Here is a 20,847-nt window from a genome sequence, read left to right as displayed (position 1 = left end):
GGCACTGAGCGTCCCGAAAGCGTCTTTCATGGCAATCGAGCGGGAGGGAGGTGGACCGGTGCGGTTGGTCTCGTGGTGGCTGCGGCGGGTGCTCAGCGCGGTCGTCACCCTGTTCCTGATCTCGTTGCTGATCTTCGCGGCGTCCCGGCTCATGCCGGGCGGGTTCGCCGAGGTGGTGCTCGGGCCGTTCGCGTCCGCGGCCGAGAAGGCCGAGGTGTCCGCGAAGTACGGCCTCGACCAGGGCATCGTCGTCCAGTACGGCCTCTGGGTCGGCGCGGCCGTGCGGGGCGACTTCGGCATCTCGATGATCACCGGCGAACCCGTGACGACCGAGTTCGGGCTGCGGCTGCCGGTGACCGCCGAGCTGACACTGCTCGGCATGGCCGCCGCGCTCCTGCTCGGTGTCCCGCTGGGGGTGTGGACCGCGATCCGCGCGGGCCGCAAGGGCGGTGGTGCGCTCGGGCGGCTCGCGAGCGGGCTCGGGGTGAGCGTGCCGGAGTTCGTGCTCGGCAGCCTCGTGGTGTTCCTGTTCTCCCGCTACGCGCTCGGTCTCACGGTCGGCGGCTGGGTCCCGCTCGGCGCCGACCCCGCAGGGAACCTGCGTGCGGTGGTGCTGCCTGCGGCCGTCCTTTCGGTGTTCGTGATCGCCGTGACCGCCCGCACCACCCGCGACGCGGTGCTGAACGTACTGGTGGAGCCCTACATCGCGGCATCGGTCGCGCGTGGTGAGAGCCCGGCGTTCATCGTCGTGCGGCACGTGCTGCGCAACGCGTCGATCCCCGTGGTCACCGTGCTCGGCGCGGTCACGGCCTACCTGCTCGGCGGCGCGGTGATCATCGAGTACCTGTTCAACCTGCCGGGCATCGGGTCCTACGTCGTGCAGGCGGTCGGCAGGCGCGACTACGCGGTGGTGCAGGCGGGCGTCCTGCTCGCCGCCGTCGTGTTCGTGGTGATGAACGCGCTCACCGATGCCGTCGCCGGGGTGCTCGATCCGCGGTTCGGCACGGCCGCGCGGGGGAGGACCGCATGAGGTGGTGGCGCAGGGCCGACTGGCTGACCAGGTCCGGGCTGGTGGTACTGGCGGTGCTGGTGGTCGTGTCCGTCGTGGGCACGGTGTTCGGCATCGGCGGGCGACCGGACGCGATCGTGGGGCCGCGGCTCGCACCGCCGAGCGCGCAGTGGTGGCTGGGCACCGACCAGCTCGGCCGGTCGCTGCTGCCGAGGCTGTTCGAGGGCATCGGGACCACGCTGCTGCTCTCGACGGTCGCCGTGCTGGTGACCGCGGTGCTCGCCACCGCGCTCGGCCTCGTCGCCGGGTACTGGGGCGGCTGGGTCGGCGAGGTCGTGCTGCGGCTGGTCGAGGTCTTGTACTCGTTCCCGACGATCGTGCTCGCGATCCTCGTCGCGGCGGTGATCGGCCCGGGGCTCGCGGCGACCGTGTGCAGCGTCGTGCTGATCACCATCCCGCTGATGACGCGGCTGGTGCGCGCGGCCGCGGTCACCGTGTCGCAGCGCGACTACGTGACGTCGGCGATCATCAGCGGGGCCGCGTGGCCACGCGTGCTGACCAGGCACGTGCTGCCGAACGTGTCCGGCACGGTCGCGGTCCAGGGCACGTACGCGCTGTCGGTTGGCATCCTCGTCGAGGGCGGGCTGAGCTTCCTCGGGTTCGGTGTGCAGCCGCCGCGGTCCTCGCTCGGCGCGCTGATCCAGCAGGGCAGCACCTACCTGCTCGCCGCGCCGTGGCTCGTGGTGACGCCCGGGGTCGTGCTCGTGGTGGCGATCCTCGCGGTCAACGTCTTCGGCGACGGGCTGCGGGACGGCCTCGAACCCAGGAAGGCGCGGTCGCTGACATGACACCTGTGCTTGAGGTCGACGGGCTCGCCGTCGACTACGAGAACGGCGTCCGTGCCCTGGACGGCGCCACCCTCACTGTCTCGGCTGGGGAGACAGTGGGGATCGTCGGCGAGAGCGGGTCCGGCAAGTCCACGCTGGGCGCCGCTGTCGGCGGCCTGCTGCCCTCGTCGGCGCGGATCACCTCGGGAGCGGTCCGCGTCGACGGGGCGGAGGTGCACCGGCTGCGCCCCAAGGCGTTGCGGGCGTTGCGGCGGGACCGGCTCGGGTTCGTCTTCCAGGAGCCGATCGGCTCGCTCGACCCGACCATGCGCGTCGGCAAGCAGGTCGCGCTCGCCCTGCGCGGACGCGGCGGGGACGTCCTGTCCCACCTGGACCGCGTGCGGCTGTCCGACCCGGCGCGGGTGGCGCGGGCCTACCCGCACCAGCTGTCCGGCGGGATGGCGCAGCGGGTCGCGATCGCCATGGCCATGGCGTGCGAACCGGAGATCCTGGTCGCCGACGAGCCGACCGCGGCGCTGGACGCCCAGATCCGCGACGACGTGCTCGACGTGATCTTCTCGCTGGCCGCCGCGGCGGGCACCACGATCCTGTGGCTGAGCCACGACCTGCCCGCGGTCGGCAAACGCTGTTCGCGGATCGCGGTGATGTACGGCGGCCGGGTGGTCGAGTCCGGCACGGCGGCCGGCGTGTTCGGCGCGCCCCGGCACCCGTACACGGCGGCGCTCGTCGCCGCGGTGCCCGGCGCGGCGGCGCGGGGGGAGCGGCTCACGTCGATCCCGGGGCAGCCGCCGGTGCTCACCGGCCCGGCCGACGGGTGCGCGTTCGCGCCACGCTGCCCGGACGCGCTGGACCTGTGCGGCTCCCGGCCACCGCTGGTCGTCGCAGGCGACCGCGAGGTGCTGTGCCACCGCGCGACCGTGGCGGTGGGCCGGTGATCCTCGAACTGGCCGACGTCGGCGTCGTGTTCCAGACCGGTCCGCCGTGGCGGCGGCAGCAGGTGCACGCGATGCGGAACGTCTCCATGGGACTGTCCGAGGGGGAGATCCTCGGGCTGGTGGGGGAGTCCGGCTCCGGCAAGACCACCACGAGCATGGTCGCGCTCGGCCTGTGCGCGCCGAGCACCGGCACCGTGCGGTTCGACGGGCGGCCGTTCCCGAAGCGGCGGCGCGAGCTGGCCGGGCGGATGCAGGCGGTGCTGCAGCACCCGCAGTGGTCGCTCGACCCGAGGATGCGGGTCGGGCAGTGCGTGGCCGAGCCGCTGGCCGTGCTGGGCGGCACGGACAAGGCGGACCTGGCACGGCGCGCCGGGGAAAGCCTTGAGCAGGTGGGGCTGGAAGCGTCGTTCGCGCACCGGTTCCCGCACGAGCTCTCCGGCGGGCAGCGGCAGCGGGTGTCGATCGCGCGAGCACTGATCACCCGGCCGCCGTTCGTGGTGTTCGACGAGGCGGTCAGCGCGCTGGACGTGTCCGTGCAGGCGCAGATCCTCAACCTCGTCAAGGACCTGCGGGACGAGTTCGGGTTCGCCGCGCTGTTCATCAGCCACGACCTCGCCGCGGTGCGGTACGTGGCGGACCGGATCGCGGTGATGCGGCACGGCGAGGTGGTCGAGACCGCCGACGCGGACGTCTTCTTCGGCACCCCGCGGCACGAGTACTCACGTCAACTGGTGGAGGGTTTGTGAACGAGCCTCGTCTGGCTGTCCGGTCCCGGTTCGCGCCCGGTGCGCTGACCAACGACGACCTGCCGCTGGCACCACAGCCGAGCCCGGGCCGTGACGTGGTCCCCTACGACTTCCCGGGGGTGCGCGTCGGCACCGCCGAGTACGGTGAGGGGCCGACCGGCTGCACCGTGGTGTATGTGCCCAAGGGTGCCCGCACCGCGGTCGACGCGCGCGGTGGCGCGGTCGGGCTGTCCGGCGGCTACCCCTTCCACCACGCGGTCGTGCTCGCGGGCGGCTCGGTGTACGGGCTCGCGGCGGCCGCCGGGGTGAACACGGAGTTGTTGCACCACGTGGAGAACCGGACGCACTGGGCCGCGCTCGCGCACGTGTCCGGCGCCGTCGTGTACGACTTCTCCACCCGCGAGAACGCGATCGCACCCGACGCGGCGCTGGGCAGGGCCGCGTTCCGCAACGCGGTCGAGGGCCAGGTCCCGGTCGGGCTGTGCGGCGCAGGGCGGGCCGTGTCCGTCGGCAAGATCGACTACGACCGGGCCGAGTTCGCCGGGCAGGGCGCCGCGTTCGGCACGTTCGGCGACGCGAAGGTGCTGGTCGTGACCGTGGTGAACGCGGTGGGTGTGGTGGTCGACCGCGACGGCGCTGTCGTGCGCGGCAACTACCACGCCGACACCGGCGAACGGCGGTTGCCCGCACTGGACTACGCGTCACCGGTGCCGACGAACACGGTGGCCGGGAACACGACACTCACCGTGCTCGTCACGAACGTCAGGCTCACCGACTACTCGCTCAACCAGCTCGCCACCCAGGTGCACAGCTCCATGCACCGCGCCATCCAGCCGTTCCACACCGAGCTCGACGGGGACACGCTGTTCGCGCTCACCACCGACGAGGTCGAGTTGACCGGCACCGGCGCCGGGCTCGGTGCGCTCGCGTCGGAGGTCGCGTGGGACGCGGTGCTGTCGAGCGTGGCATGACCATTCCGGTACACACCTCCCGCGAACCGTCGCCATCGGCACAGGGCAGGGCCCTGGGCGCGGCGTGGCGGGCGGAGCTCACCCGCACCGCGGCGTCCTATGTGGACCTGTTCGCCGCACACGGGGTGCGGGGCGGGCAGGTCCGCGACTGGGGCGCCGCCGCCCTGGCCGCGACCAGGGACTGGGCGCCCGGCATCGCCGACGAGATCGAGGGCGTCGCGGCGGGTGCGGGGCTCGAACCGTGGCTGCTCGGCGCGCTCAACGGGCGCACGGAGATCCTCGCCGCCGCGGCCGTCGGCGGCGAGGGCGAGTGCTCCACGTCGGTCGCCCTGCCCGGCGGCGGCGTGACGCCGAGGACCGTGCAGACCTGGGACTGGCACGACACCCTCGCCGACGTCATGTTGCTCCGTGACCTGGAGGTGCGGCCAGGTCTGCGGGTGTGCACGTTCACCGAGTTCGGCATCGCGGCCAAGATCGGCGTCAACAGCGCGGGACTCGGCCTGCACTTCAACGTGCTGCGGCACGCGAGCGACCACCCCGGCATCGGCGTGCCGGTGCACGTGGTCGCGCGGCGCATCCTCGCCGAGACGTCCACTGTGGAGGAGGCGGTGGCGGTGGCGCGGTCCGCGCGGCTGTCCGCGTCGAGCGTGCTGACCGTGGTCACCGCAGACGCGGCGAGCTGCCTCGAACTGAGCCCCGCCGGGGTCGCCGAGCTGCCGGCCGTCGACGGGAACCTGCTGCACACCAACCACTTCCTCGACCCGGTGCTCGCGCCGGGGGAGCGCACGGTGGCGGCGGAGTCCAGCACCGCCGCCCGCCTCGCGGAACTGCGTGCCCGCACCTCGGCACTGAACGCGCAGGACCGCACCGACCGGGCCACCGCGCTGCTCGTACACGGTCCGGACGGCGCCCCGCTGTGCGCGCACGCCGACCCGGCGCTGCCGCCGCACACCAGGTGGGCGAGCCTCGCGACGATCAGCATCGACGTCGCCGCCCGCCGGATCGACGTGCACGAGGGCGGCCCGTGCCGCGTGTCGGCCGACACGTGGCAGTCCCTGTCGGCGAAGGAGACGCTGTGACCGTCGATGTCAGCTACGACGCCAGGACCGGTGCCGCCGTCGAGGAGGTCGCCGTCAGCACGCCGTTCGAAGTGGACACCGCGCTGGCGGCCGCCGCGGCCGCAGCACCCGGGGTGGCCGCCACCCCACCCGTCGAACGGGCCCGGCTGCTGCGTGCGCTCGCCGACGCGCTCGAAGGACGGGCCGACGAGCTGGTCGCGCTCGCCGACCGCGAGACGGGCCTGGGCGAGGAACGGCTGCGGATGGAGATCGGCCGCGCCGCAGGCCAGCTGCGCTACCACGCGGACGTCGCCGTCGAGGGCTCCTACCTGGACGTCACGATCGACACCGGCGCCCCGCGGCTCGCCAGGACCGGGGTGCCGCTTGGCCCGGTAGCGGTGTTCGGCGCGAGCAACTTCCCGTTCCTGTTCGGAGTGCTCGGCACCGACACGGCCGCCGCGCTCGCCGCGGGCTGCCCGGTCGTCGTCAAGGCCAACCCCGCGCAGCCGGTCCTCTCCGCCCGCCTGCGCCTGCTCGCGGCGGACGTGCTCCCCGCCGGCTGGTTCGCGCTGGTCAGCGGGTTCGAGGCGGGCGGCGCGCTGGTGGCCTCGCCGCACACGGCCGCGGTCGCGTTCACCGGCTCGCAGCGCGGCGGGCTCGCGCTGTGGCGGCTGGCGAACGAGCGGGACGTGGTGATCCCGGTGTTCGCGGAGATGGGCACCGTCAACCCGGTCGTCGTCACCGCCGCCGCGCTGTCCCGCGCGGACGAACTGGCACGCGGGTTCGTCGAGTCGTTCACCAGGGGCACCGGCCAGTACTGCACCAAACCGGGCCTGCTGTTCGTCCCGGCGGGCAGTGGCATGGCGGGCCGCGTGGCGGCGGCGCTCGTGGACCTGGCGCCGGAGGCGTGGCTGCTCACCGAGCAGATCGCCGCGTCGGCCGCGACCGGGCTGGCCGAACTCGTCGCCGCCGGTGGCACCGTCGCCGGTCAGGCGCCGGGACCCGGCAACGGATGGACCACACCGACGACCGTGCTCTCGGCGCCGATCGAGAAGCTCCGCAGCGGCTCGCGCCTGCTCGAGGAGTGCTTCGGCCCGGTCGCGATCGTCACCGAGTACGCCGACCGCGCCGAGTTGGAGCACGCACTGGGCGAGCTGCAGGGCACGCTCGCCGCGGCGGTCATGGCGGGCGAGGACGACCAGGACGTGCCGTGGCTGGTCGAGCGGCTGACCGCTCTCGCGGGCCGGGTCACGGTCGGCGACTGGCCGACCGGGGTCGCCGTCACCGGCGCGCAGCACCACGGTGGCCCGTGGCCCGCGACCACCCGGCCCGCGACCACGTCGGTCGGCGCCGGCGCGCTCAGCCGGTTCACCAGGCCGGTCGCGTACCAGAACGTGCCGGACGCCGCGCTGCCGCCGCCGCTGCGCGCCGGCAACCCGTGGCGGCTGCCCCGGCGGGTCGACGGGGTGGTCACGCTCCCGTAGAAGCGCGCTTCACCAGCCCGATCGGCTGGGCGCGCACGGTGCCCTGCTCGGCTGCGCCGGAGAACAGGTCGAACAGCAGCCGTGCGCACGCCGCACCGGCATCGCGTGGCCGCAGGTCGATCGCGGTGACCGGCGGGTCGGCGTGCGCGAGCGGTGAGGAGTCCACACAGGACGCGAGCAGCAGGTCGTCGCCGATGCGCCGCCCCGCGGCGCGCAGCACCGGCACGGCGGCGACCGCCGCGCCGTCCGGCGCGCACACCAGCGCGTCGATCCCGGGGTCGGAGTCGAGCAGCGCGCGCACGGTGCTCCGCAACGCCTCGGTCGAGGACCCGAACGGCAGGTCACGCAGCCGCTCCGGCATGCCGTGCCCGCCGCACCAGTCGCGGTAGGCGCGCTGCAGGGTCGCGCCCCAGTCGGTGACCGCGCTCGACGCGAGCAGCGCGATCCGCCGCGCCCCGGCGCCGTGCAGGTGGTCGAGCAGCTCACCGAACATCGCGGCGTGGTCGGACAGCACCACCCCCGCGGGCTCGGCGTCGCCGGTGAACCGCTCACACGTCACCACTGGCACGTGCGAGGCCATCAGCCCGCGCACCACGGCGTCGGTCTCCAGCGGGTCGCCGAGCACGAGCCCGTCGACCCGCCGCGTCGGCACCCCGCCCGAGGTGATCAGCGTGACGTCGTAGCTCTCCCGCGCGGCCTGGTCGACCACACCGAACACGAACGACATGTAGTACTCCGACCGGGTCAGCACCTCCGGCAGGTGCAGGCCGATCGCGCCGGTGCTCGCCCGCCGCAGCGACCGCGCCGACGGGTTGGGCGAGTACCCGAGCCGGTTGGCGACCGCCACCACGTGCCGCCGCGTCTTCTCCGACACCCGTCCGGAGTTGCGCAGCGCGTCGGAGGCCGTCGTCTTCGACACCCCCGCCGCGCGCGCCAGTGCGATCAGGGTGACCGGCTCGTCCGTACTCACGAAGCCACCATACGGCCCGGTCAGCGCAGGAGGGCGTGCGTGGTGCCGAACGCCAGCAGTGCGGCGCCGAGCCCCGCGACGACGGTCACGACGACGTTCATCGCGGCGTAGAAGTACGCCTTCCGCTCGGCCAGCCGCAGCGTCTCGTAGCTGAACGTGCTGTACGTGGTCATGGCGCCGCAGAAACCCGTGCCCGCCAGCGCGAGCACCGGGTGCGGCACCGCGGTGCCCGCACCGGCGAGCGCACCGAGCACCAGGCTGCCGACGAGGTTCGCGGTGAAGGTGCCCCACGGGAAGAGGGTCTCGTGGCGGGACTGGACCAGCCGGTCGGTGAGGTAGCGCAGCGGGGCACCGACCGCCGCGCCGAGGAACACCAGGACGGCGGTCACACGAGGGCCTTCCTGGTGAGCCCCACCCCGGCGAGCACCGCGAGCAGCGCGCAGACCAGGGTGCCGCCCAGGTAGAGCAGAGCGACGCCCGCGGTGCCGGGGCGCAGCAGACCGTGCAGCTCGACCGCGTAGGTGGAGTAGGTGGTGAACCCGCCGAGGAACCCGACCCCGAGGAACGGCCGAACCAGCCGGTGGGCCGCCCACACCTCGGTGACGAGGACCATCAGCACTCCGATGAGGAAACAACCGGACACGTTGGTGACGAACGTGGCCCACGGGAAGTGCCCGGGCGGGGTCGGCAGCGCGGTGGCCAGGCCGTAACGGGCGAGTCCGCCGAGGCCGCCGCCGAGCGCGATTACGCCGAGCACCGGGAGGAGGTGGTGGGCGAGTTCGGTGCGCTGTGCGGGGACCCGCAGGTCCACATCGGAGTCGATCGGCTCGCTGTCGGCCATGCGTGCTGCTCCACGGGCGGGTTGCCGCCACCATACCGGATCAGCGGTCGGGCAGCTCGGACAGAAAGCCATCGACGGCGGCGGTGAACGCGTCACACTCGTGGTCGGTGACCGCCAGGCTCAGCGCGATCATGCCGCGGCGGGCCAGGTGGAAACCGCGGGCCAGCATGTCCAGGTGGAACAGCTCCCGGTGGGCGGGCGCCGGGCGCAGGTCGCGCGGACCGGTGACCGGACCTGGTCCGAAGTGGACCGTCAGCATGCTGCCCATGCCGGTCCACGTCATCCGGCCGCCGGCCACCGCGTTGAGCCGGGCACGCAGGCGCTCACCGCGGTCGAACAGCTCCCTGGCCGCCGATGGCGGGAACAGCTCGGTGAGGCCCGCGTACCCGGCCGCCATGCTCAGCACGTTGTTGTTGAACGTCCCGGCATGGGCCAGGTGGCCGGGGCGGCGGGGGTCGTACATCGCCATCACGTCGGCGCGGCCGCCGAACGCGCCGAACGTCATGCCGCCGCCGGTGTACTTGCCGAGCGTGGTCAGGTCCGGCGTGATGCCCAGCAGCTCCTGCATGCCGCCGCCCGCCATCCGCGACGTCATCACCTCGTCGAAGACCAGCAGCGCACCGGTCTCGTCCGCGCGGGCCCGCAGGTAGGCGAGGAACGCGGGGTCGGCGGGCAGGCAGCCGCCGCTGCCCAGCATCGGTTCGACCAGGATCGCGGCCAGGTCGTCCGCGTGCCGGTCGATCGCGGCCGCCGTGTCGGCGATGTCGTTGTACTCGGCCACCACGAACCGGTGCGGCACGTTCAGCGGGAAGGCGCCGCTGCCGAAGGACAGCACGGAACCGTGGTAGGCGCCGGTGAACACCAGCACCGTGCCGCGGCCGGTGTGCGTGGTCGCGGTCGCCAGCGCCAGCAGGTTGGCCTCGGTGCCGGAGTTGGTGAACCGCACCAGCTCCATGCTCGGCACGCGCTCGCACAGCACGGCCGCCAGCCGGGCCTCGTCCGTGCCGTGCGCGCCGTGGTTCCAGCCGTTGTCCAGCGCCGACTCGACGGCCCTGCGGATCACCGGGTTGCTGTGGCCGTACAGCCCGGCCGTGTAGTCGCCGAGCAGGTCGACGTAGGTGTGCCCGTCCAGGTCGGTCAGCAGGCAGCCGTCCGCGTGCGCCATGGTGAGCGGGAACGGCTCGTAGAACAGCGTCGTCCGCGTGTTGCCGCCAGGCAGGTGCGCCACCGCCCGCTCGTGCGCGGCCCGGCTCGCCGGGTTGTCCGCGACGAACCGGGCCCGCGCCACCGCCAGCGCCGTGTCGAGCGACATGTCAGGCGGCCTCGGGGAAGAACCGGTTCCTGATCCTCGCGATCGTCCGGAAGTCCGCACTGGACACGTCGTCCATGGAGATCTCGGTGTCCAGTTCAGACTCGATCAGGTACAGCAGCTCGACGAAGTGCATCGAGTTGAGGACACCGGTGAGCACCAGGTCCTCGTCCTCGCCGATCGGGCCGCTGTCCGGGCACTTGCGGTGCAGGAAGTCGGTGATGAACGCGGGCACACTCACGACCCCTCCTTGACGGGGTTGATCCGTACGGTGACGGGCAGGTCGCAGCCGTGGGTGGCCACCCGGTCCCCGACCGCCAGTCCGGTCGGGACAAGGCGGTTGGTGCGCAGCGCCACGGCAGGGTCGGTCAGCAGCGGGTTCGCGCCGGGCACGGTCGCGGCGAACAACGAGAAGACCGGGTCGACGACCTTGGTCTCGCCGTCGTCGTCTGTCACCTCGACCCATGCGTGCACCAGGTCGAGCATGCCGACGACCCACCCGATCCTGGTCGCCGCCGGGTAGCCCGCGGCCAGGAAGCGGCGCGCGAGCCAGCGGCTCGCCGACTCGCACGTCGCCACCCGGTGCGCCGTCACGAGCGACTCGTCCTCCCGCAACGCGTCCGGCAGCTTCACCCACCGCACGCCAAGACCCGCGAACTCCTCGACGAGCCCGCGCAGCGCCGGTGACCGCAGCGGCGCGGCCCGGCCCTCGGTGCGGATGGTCGCGGTGACCGCCGACGCGTCGACCACGTCGTGCTCCGGCACCGGTGTCACCGTGCCGCCGTACCGGTCCGGTCGCGGCACGGCCAGTGCCACGTCCTGGCACGCGCAGTCCGCGGTGAGGGTGAACCCGAGCGTGCGCGGCGACAGCAGCGCGTCGTCCGTGCCCCGCATCCACCGCAGCGAGAACGCGAACGCCTGCTCCGGCACCGTGCGCCCGGTGCCGGAGTGCAGGCCGAGGTTGAACAGGTCCCGGCCGTCGAACCGGCCGTCCCGCACCGTGAGACCACTCTGGACCAGCGCGTCGATGGTCTGTTCGTCGCAGCAGAGCAGCTCCGCGGCCGCGGCCCGGTCGGTGTCGGGGACGTGGTGCTCCCCCGGGACGAGGTACATCCCGTCGAGCGACAACGCCGTGCTCATGACGCCGGTCATGACGACACCTTCACCGGGCAGTCCCGCCACATGGTGCGGACCACGGCACCGGTCCGCAGCACGTACTCGTCGCGCAGCGTCCAGCCCAGCAGCTCGTTGATCCGCACCTGTTCCTCGCCGGCCGAGGTCTCCAGGTAGCCGGGCCGCCCGAGCGCGTCCGCCCGCGCCTGCCCGGCCCGCAACAGCGCGTACCCGACGCCGGGTGCGTCGTCCCGCCTGCCGAGCACCGCGTACCAGACGTGTGGTTCCCTGGGTTTGAGCCGTTCCAGGTCGTTCGAGACGCGCACGCAGCGCGCCACCGCGACCGGGCCCGCGAACACGCAGGCGAAGGCCCGCAGCAGCCAGCCCCACCACGGGGTCGGCCGCTCACCGTGCTCGTAGGAGATCATGACCCCGTCGAGCCGGTCGCCGCGGAACGCGCCGAGCGCGAAACCCTTCTCCAGCCGGCAGATCACCAGCTCCGCCAGGTACAGCAGCGTCAGCGCCGTCTGCTTGCGCCACCCGGGGACGACGCCGGCCGCCGCCCAGATCGTGCCGTCCCGGTAGGCGTGCGCCAGCAGCCGCGCCGCCCGCCACGTGTCGCTCCACGCGAGGTCCCGCGTCTCGAGCCGCATGGCACACCCCTTCTCAGGCCGCTGCCTTGTACACCGACTGCATCTTGTGCGAGAACCACTCGCCGACCGTCACGCGGTCAAGCCCGGTGTCCGCCTCCGCCAGCGGCCGCATCGGCTCGATCGTGGCGTCGTGGTTGGGCAGGTAGAAGAACGGGATCGAGATCCTGGACCGCACCGCCGCGTCCGGTGGTGTGACCACGCGGTGCACGGTCGAGGCCCAGCGGCCACCGGTCCAGAACGCCATCAGGTCGCCGATGTTCACCACGAAGCTGCCGGGGATCGACGGCACGTCGAGCCAGTCGTCGCCGCGCTGCACCTGCAGGCCGCCGAGCTCGTCCTCGATGTACAGGACGGTCAGGCTGCCCCAGTCGGTGTGCTTCTCCCGCCGCAGCGCGTCGGGGTCGGGTCCGGCGTAGTAGTAGTTGGCGAGGATCAGCGAGACGTGGTTGTCGAACTTGCCGTCGAAGAACCGCTCCGGCAGGTCGAGCGCCAGCGCGAACAACCGCATGATGTCCGAGGACAGGTCGGTCATCGCCGCGATGTAGTCGTACCAGGTCGCCTTGAAGCCCTGGTCCGGCCAGATGTTCGCGGCCTTCCACGTCGCCGGGTGCGTGCCGAGCGCGGCGCGCTCCTCGTCGGGCAGGTCACCGGTCACGTGCGCGGCGAACGCCTCGTACGGGCCGCCGACCCGGCGCAGGCCGGACACGCCGGAGCCCTGGTTGAGGCTGCGGTCCTTCTCGTCCTCAGGGCTGGTGAAGAAGCCCCTGGTCGTCCGGTACATGCGGTTGACCAGCTCCGGCGCGACGCCGTGCCCGACGACGGTGAAGAATCCCGACGTCTCGCACGCCTTGCCGATGGTCGCGGCGATGGCGGCGCGGCCCTCCGCGCTGCCCCGGGCGGACAGGTCGACCACCGGGACGAACTCGTCGATCTCTGGTGCACTCATGATCCGACCCCTGTTCCTGGGTGCCTCAGGCGGCCTTCTTGGGCGTGGCCACCTGCTCCGCCCGCGCGAGGGCAGGCAGGTCCTTCGCGATCTTGCGGATGTTCCTGGCGTTCTCGACCAGCACGTCGATGGCCGGGATGCCCGCGTTCAGTGGCACGGCGGGCGCGCGGACGGCCGTGTCGATGCTGGTCAGCAGCTCTGGCAGGCAGCGGGGGAACAGCGAGCGCACGAAGCTCGCGCGCTGCCACTCACGGCGCGCGCTCGCGATCGGGTTGCGCCACTTCACCTCACCGAGCCGGAACCGGTTGGTCCGCACGAGCCCGCGACGGAACTCCTTGTACGGCACCAGGTCCAGTCCGAGCCGCTCGGCGAGCTGCTCGTTCGTCACCGGCGTCACCGGGTAGCTGATAGGCCTCGGTGCCTGCGACAGCGCGTTGTTCAGCACCGCCCTGGTCAGCACGTCACCGGCGACCATCGGGTTCGTGCCGCCGAACTGGTAGGTCCTGCCCTGCTGCACCATGTGCCAGACCATGTTCCAGAACGAGTACTCCATGCCGGGGTCCTTGAACCGGGTGCCCGGCCCGCCGAGCGCGAACGGCGCCTGGTACACGTGGATCGGCACCCCGTCGCGGTTCATCCGCAGCGACAGGTGCTTCACGACGTACTTCATCTTGCTGTAGCCGCAGAAGAAGAAGCTGGGGCGGTAGAAGTCACGCAGCCGCGTGTAGACCTCGCTGCCGACCGAACCGATCACGTGCAGCGTCTTGAACCGCCGGGTGAGGCAGAACTCGGCGAGCGTGACCGTGGGCAGCACCTTCTCCCGCCGGTACCGGGAGTACGGGTACTCGTGGGTGGTGCCGCCCGCGGCGTCGATCACCACGTCCACCTCGGACAGCAGCTCTTCGTACCGTGCCTCGGGAAGGCCCATCGACGGCTCGAGGTAGCTGCCCTCGAGCACCACGAGCTTGTCCGACTCCGGCAGCGCCATCTTGTACTTGCGTGCCTGGCGCGCGATCCGCGCCGCGCCGGAGTTGCTCCCCTTGGGACGGACCAGCGCGTACACCTTCTCGATGCGCTCGTCGTCGAGCAGGTCGTGCAGGAAGTGCATGCCGACGAACCCGTTGCCGCCGAGCAGGAGCACGTTCTTGCGCTCGTCGTCGGCCCGGCGGGGCAGTGCCCGCGCCACGATCGACGGGTCCGCCGAGTAGCCGACCGACAGCAGCTTCGGCCTGCCGGTGAGTAACGCGAGCCGGTCGCTGTTGTGCCGTAAGGAGATTCGCATGGGGGATACCGCCTTGTTCGGTGAGGAGGACAGGGACGCCGGGTGCTGCTATGCCACTCGGCGTTCGAGGTGTTGCCAGAAGCGTTCCCGCAGCTCACGCCGCAGGATCTTGCCGCTGGGGTTGCGCGGCAGCGAGTCGGTGATCTCGAAGCCGGACGGGATCTTGAAGTCGGCGATCCTGCCACGCAGGAACGCGACGAGCTGGCGGGTGGTGATGGTCTCGCCCTGCCGTGGCACCACGAAGCAGTGCACGACCTCGCCCCAGTGCTCGTGCGGGACGCCGACCGCGGCCGCCTCCAGCACCGCGGGGTGCGCGGACACGACGTTCTCGATCTCCGCCGGGTACACGTTCTCACCGGCGACGATGATGGTGTCCTTGATGCGGTCCCGGATGAACAGGAACCCGGCGGCGTCGAGGTAGCCGGCGTCACCGGTGTGCAGCCAGCCGTCGACGAGTGTCGCGGCGGTCGCGTCCGGCAGCCCCCAGTACTCGAGCATCGCGGCAGGGGTGCGCAGGCACACCTCACCGACCTCGCCCGTTGGCAGCGCGTTGCCGGCATCGTCGACGATCCGCACGTCGACACCGGGGTAGGGGCGCCCGGCCGCCTGCATGCGTGGTCCGCCCGGCACGTGCTCGGACGGTGGCAGGCACACGGCCGTGTTCCCGCTCTCGGACAGGCCGTAGATCTGGGCGAACTCACAGCCGAACGTCTCGATGCACCGGCCGAGCAGCGCTTCGGAGATCGGCGAACCGCCGTAGACCACCTTGCGCAGCGACGCGAAGTCCGTGCGGCGCGGGCGGGGCGGCGCGAGCATCATCTGCAGCTGTGCGGGCACCACGCACGCGGTCGTGATGCAGAGCTCCCTGATTCGGCGCACGGTCTCGTGCCCGGCGAACACCGGCACCGACACCATCGTGATGCCCGCGCCGAACCCCTGGATCGCCCACCACAGGCCGCCGATGTGGAAGCCGGGGATGCCGATGAGACTGATGTCGTCGTCGCGCCAGTCGATCCAGTCGAGACCGTGTGACTCCAGCGCGGCCTTGACGGCGAAGAAGCTGCGGTGCGCCAGCACCACGCCTTTCGGGTTGCCGGTCGTGCCGCTGGTGTACACCTGTGCGATCGGCTGCGCCTCGTCGAACGTCGGCGCGAGGTCGTGGTCGTCGGCGCCGCGCCACTGTTCGAGCGCGGGGATGGGCACGATGCGCCGCAGCCGGGGCAGGTCCGCCTTGAGCTTCGCGGTGACGTCGAGGAACTCGTCGTCGGCGAACAGGAGCGTGGTGCCGGAGTCGAGCAGGATGTGGTGGACCTCGGCCGGGGTCAGGCGCCAGTTGACCGGCACCAGCACCGCGCCCGCCTTGGCGCACGCGAAGAGGATGTCGTAGTACTGCTCGGATTCCTTACCGAGGTAGGCGACACGGTCGCCGGCCTCCACACCGGACCGGTGCATGGCGTTCGCGGTCCTGGTGCTGGAGTGGTGCAGCTGCCCGTAGGTGACCGCGCGGTCCTCGCAGAGCACCGCGACGCGGTCGGGCCGGCGGGCCGCGTGGTGCGCGACGACGTCGTGCACCGTTCTCGGGCTCACGCGGCCACCTCCCGCACGTAGGCCAGGATCGCCGCCTGCGACACCAGGTCCGGGATGACGTTCGGATCGACCTCGACGCCGAACTCCTGTTCCAGTGCGAGAGCCAGCTGCACCTGCCGCAGCGAGCTCCAGCCCGGCACCGTCTCCGGCGACAACCGGTCCGGCACCTCGGCAGGTGCCACCGCCAACACCGACGCGATCACGTCGCGTACGCGCCCCTCTACCATGTGCCATCCCATTCGCCCGACGAGCACCGTTGTCCGAGGAGTAAACAGGCCCGGATCCATTGCGCGGTAACTGTCATGAGCAGCGCTCGCGGGCCACTCGCGCGATCTTGTCGCGGTGGGAACCCCGCCGTATAACTCGGCACATGGTGACGCTCGCGCAGACCCAGACCGCGGTGCTGCCGCCCGGCTCACGGTTGCCGGCACTGGTCCAGACCGCGCTTTTCATGACCGTGCGCCCACATCTGCTGCGCCACCTGCGCCGGCGTCACGGCGAGGTGTTCACGATCCGGTTGCTCGGCGGGCAGACGGTGGTGACACTGTCCAGTCCGGACCACATCCGCGAGGTCTTCGCGGGCACGCCCGCGGTGTTCCACGCGGGCGAGGGCAACGAGATCCTCCGCCCGGTGATGGGCCCCCGCTCGGTGATGATCACCGACGAGGACGAGCACCTGCGCACCCGCAAGCTGCTGATGCCCGCGTTCAACGGCGCCGCCCTGCGCGGCTACGGCGACATGATGACCGACCTGGCGGAGCGCAACGTCGAAACCTGGCAGGCGAACCGCGAGTTCCCCGTGCACGCGGCGATGAACGACGTGACGCTGGAGATCATCCTGCGTGTCGTGTTCGGCATGGCTGACGGCCCGAGACTCACCGAGCTGCGTCCGAGGATCCGCACCCTCACGGACATCAACCCGATCACGGCCCTCGGCTGGAGCTACCCCGCGCTGGCACGGTTCCCGCCGTGGCGGAGGAGCGCGGACAACCTGCGCGAGGTGGACCGCCTGCTGTACGCGGAGATAGCCGACCGAAGGGCGGCGACGGACGTGGCCGTCAGAGGTGACGTGCTGTCCCGGCTCCTGAGCGTGGCGGGCACCGACCTGACCGACGCCGAGCTGCGCGACCAGATGATCACCCTGCTCCTCGCGGGCCACGAAACGACGGCGACCGCGCTCGCGTGGTCCTTCCACGACCTGGCCCGCAACCCGGCCGTACTGCGCAGGGCTCAGGACGCGGCCGACATCGCCGACGAGGACTACCTCCAGGCGGTGGCGAAGGAAGCGCTGAGGCGGCACCCGATCATCCAGAACGTGCCGAGGGTGCTCACCGAACCGACGGACATCGCGGGCCACCACCTCCCGGCGAGGACGATCGTCGCGGCGAACACGACACTCGCCCACGAGAACCCGGACCACCACGAGGACCCGCGCGAGTTCCGCCCGGAACGCTTCCTGGGTAAACCACTGCCATTGGGCACCTGGATCCCGTTCGGTGGCGGCGTCCGCCGCTGCCTCGGCGCGGGCTTCTCCCTGAAGGAGATGTCGGCTGTCCTGCGCGCGGCCCTCACCCGCTACGACATCCGTCCCGCCCGCGAAGCTCCGGAGTTCGCCAAGCCACGTAACATCACGCTGATCCCCAGCCGGGGCGCTCGCATCATCGTCACGCCACGCGCCTGACCCAGGCGGGGTGTCCGGGCTGGTCTGTCCGAGGTGCGGTGGCGTTGACCTCGTGTGATCGTGACCGGGTGACGACCACGACGCCCCCGGTGCTGGACGGCAGGCGCAGGAACATCGTCTTCGTGACGATCATGCTGGGGATGCTGCTCGCGGCGCTCGACCAGACGATCGTCGGGACCGCGTTGCCGACCATCGTGTCGGAGCTCGGTGGTGCCGCGCACATGTCGTGGGTCGCGACCGTCTACCTGCTCGCCGAGACCATCGCGACCGCGATCGCGGGGAGGTTCGGTGACCTGTTCGGGCGCAAGCTGGTCTTCCAGGTCTCCACGATCGTGTTCATCACCGGCTCGTTCCTGTGCGGCACCGCCACCTCCATGACGTTGCTGGTCGCGTGGCGGGCGGTGCAGGGGATCGGCGCGGGTGGGCTGATGGTCACGTCCATGGCGTTGATCGCGGACGTCATCCCGTTGCGTGAGCGCGGCAAGTACCAGGGTGCGATCGGTGCCGTGTTCGGGGTGTCGACGGTGGTCGGGCCGCTGCTCGGCGGGTTGTTCACCGACCACCTGTCGTGGCGGTGGGCGTTCTACGTCAACGTGCCGATCGCGATCGTCGTCGTGTTCGCGGCCGCGCGGACCATCCCGGTGGTGCGGGCGCGGGCCCGCGCGGTCGTCGACTACCTGGGTATCGGGCTCGTCGCGGCCGGGGCCGGGGCGCTGGTGCTCGCGACCAGCTGGGGCGGCACCGAGTACGCGTGGGGCTCGCCGGTGATCGTCGGTCTGTTCGTGGGCGGGGCGGTCGCGCTCGGCTTGTTCTGCTGGGCGGAGACCCGGGCCGCGGAGCCCATGCTGCCGATGCGGCTGTTCCGAGACCCCGTGTTCGGGGTGTGCTCGCTGCTGAGTTTCATCGTCGGTTTCGCGATGCTCGGCGCGATGATCTTCCTGCCGACCTACCTGCAGTACGTCGACGGCGACTCGGCGACCTTCGCGGGCGTGCGCACGCTGCCGATGGTGGTTGGGTTGCTGTGCGCCTCGATCTTCAGCGGCACGGTGGTCAGCAGGACCGGGCACTACCGGAGTTTCCCCGTCGTCGGCTCGGCCGTCACCGCGTTCGGGTTGTTCCTGCTGTCGCGGATGGGGCCGGACACGAACGGGTGGCTGGTGTCGCTGTACATGTTCGTGCTCGGCGCGGGCATCGGGCTGTGCATGCAGGTGCTGACGATCGTCGTGCAGAACACCGTCGACTACGCCGACCTCGGCACGGCCACGTCCGGTGTCACGTTCTTCCGCACGCTCGGCGGCGCGTTCGGCACGGCCGTGTTCGGCACGATCTACTCGAACGCGCTGGCCTCGGACCTCACCGCCGGGGTGGCGGCGGCCGTGGGTACCGGCGCCGAGGACCCCGACACGATCGCCGCCGCGGCGCAGAGCCCGCAGGGCCTGCACGCGCTCCCGCCCGCCGCGGCCGATCCGATCGTCCACGCGTATGCCGACGCCCTGCGGACGGTGTTCCTGTGGACGGTGCCGGTGGCGCTGCTGGGGTTCGTCGTGTCCCTGTTCCTCAAACAGGTCCGGCTCCGCGACAGCGCCCGCATCGGCTCGACCGACATGGGGGAGGGTTTCGCGTCGCCGACCGGCGGGGACTCGCAGCGCCTGCTCGAGTCCGCGGTCGGCCGGATCATCCGCGGCACCGAGGCCGACACCATGCGGCGCATCGTCGCCGACTCCGGTACCCGCCTGGACGTCGCAGGCGCGTGGGCGGTCGTGCAGGTCGAGGTGGCCGTGCGAATGACCGGCCGCGCCGACCTGCACGCGATCGCCGCCCGCCGCCGCCTGCCCGCCGAGGTGCTGGAGCCGGTGTTCGACCGGGCGGCGCGCGCGGGCTACCTGACCCGCGACGGCTGGGCGTACACCCATACCGCGACCGGGCGGCACGAGGCCGAGCTGATCGGCCGGGCGTGGGCCGCGTGGCTGGAAGAACGTGTCGAGCGGGACATCGGCCGCCCACCCGGCACCGATCTGCGTGCCGCGGTGAGGACCGTCGCCGGCAGGTTGCTCACCGAGGACGAGACGGACGGCCCGGTCCCCGTCGGCGCGGGGACCAGGCGATCCGCCGACAGCACGTGACCATGCCCGGAATTCCCTGACGGGAGCAGCGAAACCGCCCCGGTTGCCGGAAATTCGGAGATTGCGTGCGCGCGTTCGAAAGCTATCCCATTTTCGCCGCATTGTGGCGGGCCGAGACTTTCGCTTCCGTGAGCGTGCGGCGAATCCCATAGCAGGACGTCGCCATGGCCAGCGCGAAGGCCCACAGCGGCCAGAGGAAGGTGGGCAGGGTGACCAGCGGCCAGTCGGTGATCGCGACCAGCGCGGCACCGTCGCCGAGCGACTGGAGCATGTCCTTCGCCGCGGTCGCCACCATCACCGCCACGAGCAGGCCGGGCACCACGGCCAGCCGGATCGGCACCCGCCTGCCCGCGAGCCCCGGCAGCCAGCGGGGGAACACCTCGCCCCACGGCCGGACCAGTCCGCAGGTCAGCCACGCGCCGAGGCTCGCGGACACCGCGAGGCCGAGGCCGGCCCACAGGATCGGGTCGCCGAAGGGGGCGATGTCGAACCCGGGGACGAGGAAGAACATGAGCACCCTGGTGAGCGCGTACACGAGCGGTGCCTCGACGGCGATCCGCGTCCAGAACCTGGTTCTGGCGGTGGCGCGGGCGAGGTCGTGGTCCCCGGCGCGGAACCGGCGGGCCAGCACCGCGCCGAACGCGGCCACCGCGGTGAGCAGCAGCAACTGGAGCAGCAGGCCGGGGGAGAGGAACAGTGCGGGGTCCGCCTCGTCGAGCCCGAACAGCGGACCGACCAGCGTCGCGGGCAGGTAGCCGACGGCCATCAGGGTCGACGCGTCCATGAGCGCCAGCAGCGCGACGATCGCGGTGCCCGCCGCCCACTCCCGGCCCGGCAGCCCGCGTGGCCAGAGTGCGGCGGCCAGCGCGACCAGCACACAGCCGAGGAAGATCGCGCCCACCCAGTCGTCCGGGTATGCCGACAGCGCCGAGCCGAACGGGCGGCCGGGGTGGTCGAGCGGGTTGCGGGTGCCGGTGGCCAGCCACGTGGCGCCGAGTGCCGTGGCGGTGAGACTCGCGGTCACCGCCACGGTCCGAACGATGTCCATGACCACACTCTCGCCGGCTCGCCCCGCCCGCACGTCCCTCCTGAGTACCGGTCCGCTCCACCCGCGGAGGGAACCGTGGCATTTGCCGGAACTACCGGACCGCCGTTCCCGGACTGACAGCGACCCATTTGTTGCCGTGGCATTTGTCGGCAATTCCTGATGGCAGTTTCGGGGCAGGTCGCGCGTGCGCTGATGCCGCGAAGACGCCTTGATGAATTTTCGCAAACATGTCTACTCCGTCAC

21 protein-coding genes are annotated in these 20,847 nt (G+C 72.0%); 9 read left to right on the top strand and 12 right to left on the bottom strand.

The genetic code is table 11. The annotated features are described in order from the left end of the window. Positions 1 to 58: 58 nt before the first annotated feature. Genes ACFPCV_RS03575 through ACFPCV_RS03545 form a run of 7 tightly spaced genes read left to right on the top strand, consistent with a single transcriptional unit; the run spans position 59 to position 7,051 of the window. A complete protein-coding gene (locus ACFPCV_RS03575) occupies positions 59 to 1,030 on the top strand; it encodes an ABC transporter permease (protein WP_378054403.1) in 972 nt (323 codons plus the stop codon). After that, positions 1,027 to 1,857: an ABC transporter permease gene (locus tag ACFPCV_RS03570; protein WP_378054401.1), complete on the top strand. Its 831-nt coding sequence runs from the start codon at positions 1,027 to 1,029 to the stop codon at positions 1,855 to 1,857. Before ACFPCV_RS03575 ends, ACFPCV_RS03570 begins: the two co-directional genes overlap by 4 nt. Next, complete coding sequence (locus ACFPCV_RS03565; protein WP_378054399.1) at positions 1,854 to 2,792, top strand: ABC transporter ATP-binding protein; 939 nt, start codon at positions 1,854 to 1,856, stop codon at positions 2,790 to 2,792. Before ACFPCV_RS03570 ends, ACFPCV_RS03565 begins: the two co-directional genes overlap by 4 nt. Further along, complete coding sequence (locus ACFPCV_RS03560; RefSeq protein ID WP_378054397.1) at positions 2,789 to 3,538, top strand: ABC transporter ATP-binding protein; 750 nt, start codon at positions 2,789 to 2,791, stop codon at positions 3,536 to 3,538. The genes ACFPCV_RS03565 and ACFPCV_RS03560 overlap by 4 nt, the downstream gene beginning before the upstream one ends. Beyond that, entirely contained in the window at positions 3,535 to 4,509 is a 975-nt protein-coding gene (locus tag ACFPCV_RS03555) for a P1 family peptidase (protein WP_378054395.1), read from the top strand. The genes ACFPCV_RS03560 and ACFPCV_RS03555 overlap by 4 nt, the downstream gene beginning before the upstream one ends. Then, entirely contained in the window at positions 4,506 to 5,588 is a 1,083-nt protein-coding gene (locus ACFPCV_RS03550; protein WP_378054393.1) for a C45 family autoproteolytic acyltransferase/hydolase, read from the top strand. The genes ACFPCV_RS03555 and ACFPCV_RS03550 overlap by 4 nt, the downstream gene beginning before the upstream one ends. Further along, a complete protein-coding gene (locus tag ACFPCV_RS03545) occupies positions 5,585 to 7,051 on the top strand; it encodes an aldehyde dehydrogenase family protein (RefSeq protein ID WP_378054391.1) in 1,467 nt (488 codons plus the stop codon). The genes ACFPCV_RS03550 and ACFPCV_RS03545 overlap by 4 nt, the downstream gene beginning before the upstream one ends. Here the strand turns inward: ACFPCV_RS03545 and ACFPCV_RS03540 are convergent. From ACFPCV_RS03540 to ACFPCV_RS03490, 11 genes are read right to left on the bottom strand one after another with little or no spacing between them, the layout of a single operon-like run. Next, complete coding sequence (locus ACFPCV_RS03540) at positions 7,038 to 8,021, bottom strand: LacI family DNA-binding transcriptional regulator (RefSeq protein ID WP_378054389.1); 984 nt, start codon at positions 8,019 to 8,021, stop codon at positions 7,038 to 7,040. The two genes, ACFPCV_RS03545 and ACFPCV_RS03540, sit on opposite strands and share 14 nt — an antisense overlap. Before the next feature lie 20 nt (positions 8,022 to 8,041). Then, positions 8,042 to 8,410, bottom strand: coding sequence for a fluoride efflux transporter CrcB (gene crcB / locus ACFPCV_RS03535; RefSeq protein ID WP_378054387.1), 369 nt, complete (start codon positions 8,408 to 8,410; stop codon positions 8,042 to 8,044). Further along, on the bottom strand, positions 8,407 to 8,862 hold the full coding sequence (locus ACFPCV_RS03530; RefSeq protein ID WP_378054384.1) for a fluoride efflux transporter FluC: 456 nt from the start codon (positions 8,860 to 8,862) through the stop codon (positions 8,407 to 8,409). The genes crcB and ACFPCV_RS03530 overlap by 4 nt, the downstream gene beginning before the upstream one ends. A 40-nt stretch (positions 8,863 to 8,902) precedes the next feature. Next, positions 8,903 to 10,174: an aspartate aminotransferase family protein gene (locus ACFPCV_RS03525; RefSeq protein WP_378054382.1), complete on the bottom strand. Its 1,272-nt coding sequence runs from the start codon at positions 10,172 to 10,174 to the stop codon at positions 8,903 to 8,905. A gap of 1 nt (position 10,175) precedes the next feature. Further along, a complete protein-coding gene (locus tag ACFPCV_RS03520; RefSeq protein WP_378054381.1) occupies positions 10,176 to 10,412 on the bottom strand; it encodes a phosphopantetheine-binding protein in 237 nt (78 codons plus the stop codon). Then, positions 10,409 to 11,323, bottom strand: coding sequence for a hypothetical protein (locus ACFPCV_RS03515; RefSeq protein WP_378054379.1), 915 nt, complete (start codon positions 11,321 to 11,323; stop codon positions 10,409 to 10,411). The genes ACFPCV_RS03520 and ACFPCV_RS03515 overlap by 4 nt, the downstream gene beginning before the upstream one ends. After that, positions 11,320 to 11,937 carry a hypothetical protein gene (locus ACFPCV_RS03510; protein WP_378054377.1) on the bottom strand — a complete coding sequence of 206 codons (618 nt, stop codon included), beginning with the start codon at positions 11,935 to 11,937 and terminating at the stop codon, positions 11,320 to 11,322. Before ACFPCV_RS03510 ends, ACFPCV_RS03515 begins: the two co-directional genes overlap by 4 nt. Before the next feature lie 13 nt (positions 11,938 to 11,950). Next, complete coding sequence (locus ACFPCV_RS03505) at positions 11,951 to 12,883, bottom strand: isopenicillin N synthase family dioxygenase (protein ID WP_378054375.1); 933 nt, start codon at positions 12,881 to 12,883, stop codon at positions 11,951 to 11,953. A 25-nt stretch (positions 12,884 to 12,908) separates the two neighbouring features. Further along, complete coding sequence (locus tag ACFPCV_RS03500; protein WP_378054373.1) at positions 12,909 to 14,165, bottom strand: SDR family oxidoreductase; 1,257 nt, start codon at positions 14,163 to 14,165, stop codon at positions 12,909 to 12,911. A 48-nt stretch (positions 14,166 to 14,213) separates the two neighbouring features. Then, entirely contained in the window at positions 14,214 to 15,752 is a 1,539-nt protein-coding gene (locus ACFPCV_RS03495) for a long-chain-fatty-acid--CoA ligase (protein WP_378054371.1), read from the bottom strand. Beyond that, positions 15,749 to 15,979, bottom strand: coding sequence for an acyl carrier protein (locus ACFPCV_RS03490; RefSeq protein ID WP_378054369.1), 231 nt, complete (start codon positions 15,977 to 15,979; stop codon positions 15,749 to 15,751). Before ACFPCV_RS03490 ends, ACFPCV_RS03495 begins: the two co-directional genes overlap by 4 nt. Positions 15,980 to 16,122: 143 nt before the next feature. On the opposite strand from ACFPCV_RS03490, the gene ACFPCV_RS03485 reads away from it, so the two are divergent. Together ACFPCV_RS03485 and ACFPCV_RS03480 are read left to right on the top strand one after the other, a co-directional pair. Then, complete coding sequence (locus ACFPCV_RS03485) at positions 16,123 to 17,433, top strand: cytochrome P450 (protein WP_378054367.1); 1,311 nt, start codon at positions 16,123 to 16,125, stop codon at positions 17,431 to 17,433. A 68-nt stretch (positions 17,434 to 17,501) separates the two neighbouring features. Continuing rightward, positions 17,502 to 19,556 carry an MDR family MFS transporter gene (locus ACFPCV_RS03480; RefSeq protein WP_378054365.1) on the top strand — a complete coding sequence of 685 codons (2,055 nt, stop codon included), beginning with the start codon at positions 17,502 to 17,504 and terminating at the stop codon, positions 19,554 to 19,556. Between the two features lie 82 nt (positions 19,557 to 19,638). Here ACFPCV_RS03480 and ACFPCV_RS03475 read toward each other — a convergent pair whose 3' ends face one another. Beyond that, positions 19,639 to 20,604: a hypothetical protein gene (locus ACFPCV_RS03475; protein ID WP_378054363.1), complete on the bottom strand. Its 966-nt coding sequence runs from the start codon at positions 20,602 to 20,604 to the stop codon at positions 19,639 to 19,641. Positions 20,605 to 20,847 lie beyond the last annotated feature (243 nt).

It is taken from the genome of Actinophytocola glycyrrhizae (assembly GCF_042653545.1).
In the GTDB taxonomy this organism is placed as follows: domain Bacteria; phylum Actinomycetota; class Actinomycetes; order Mycobacteriales; family Pseudonocardiaceae; genus Actinophytocola; species Actinophytocola glycyrrhizae.
Note: the sequence above shows the minus strand (reverse complement) of the source record. Positions and strands in the feature narration are given on the sequence as shown.

Excerpts from the sequence above, each read along its gene's own strand:
- ACFPCV_RS03570 (WP_378054401.1), top strand. The coding sequence starts at position 1,027 with ATGAGGTGGTGGCGCAGGGCCGACTGGCTGACCAGGTCCGGGCTGGTG.
- ACFPCV_RS03565 (WP_378054399.1), top strand. The coding sequence starts at position 1,854 with ATGACACCTGTGCTTGAGGTCGACGGGCTCGCCGTCGACTACGAGAAC.
- ACFPCV_RS03550 (WP_378054393.1), top strand. The coding sequence starts at position 4,506 with ATGACCATTCCGGTACACACCTCCCGCGAACCGTCGCCATCGGCACAG.
- ACFPCV_RS03530 (WP_378054384.1), bottom strand. The coding sequence starts at position 8,862 with ATGGCCGACAGCGAGCCGATCGACTCCGATGTGGACCTGCGGGTCCCC.
- ACFPCV_RS03525 (WP_378054382.1), bottom strand. The coding sequence starts at position 10,174 with ATGTCGCTCGACACGGCGCTGGCGGTGGCGCGGGCCCGGTTCGTCGCG.
- ACFPCV_RS03515 (WP_378054379.1), bottom strand. The coding sequence starts at position 11,323 with ATGACCGGCGTCATGAGCACGGCGTTGTCGCTCGACGGGATGTACCTC.
- ACFPCV_RS03510 (WP_378054377.1), bottom strand. The coding sequence starts at position 11,937 with ATGCGGCTCGAGACGCGGGACCTCGCGTGGAGCGACACGTGGCGGGCG.
- ACFPCV_RS03505 (WP_378054375.1), bottom strand. The coding sequence starts at position 12,883 with ATGAGTGCACCAGAGATCGACGAGTTCGTCCCGGTGGTCGACCTGTCC.
- ACFPCV_RS03500 (WP_378054373.1), bottom strand. The coding sequence starts at position 14,165 with ATGCGAATCTCCTTACGGCACAACAGCGACCGGCTCGCGTTACTCACC.
- ACFPCV_RS03490 (WP_378054369.1), bottom strand. The coding sequence starts at position 15,979 with ATGGTAGAGGGGCGCGTACGCGACGTGATCGCGTCGGTGTTGGCGGTG.
- ACFPCV_RS03485 (WP_378054367.1), top strand. The coding sequence starts at position 16,123 with ATGGTGACGCTCGCGCAGACCCAGACCGCGGTGCTGCCGCCCGGCTCA.
- ACFPCV_RS03475 (WP_378054363.1), bottom strand. The coding sequence starts at position 20,604 with ATGGACATCGTTCGGACCGTGGCGGTGACCGCGAGTCTCACCGCCACG.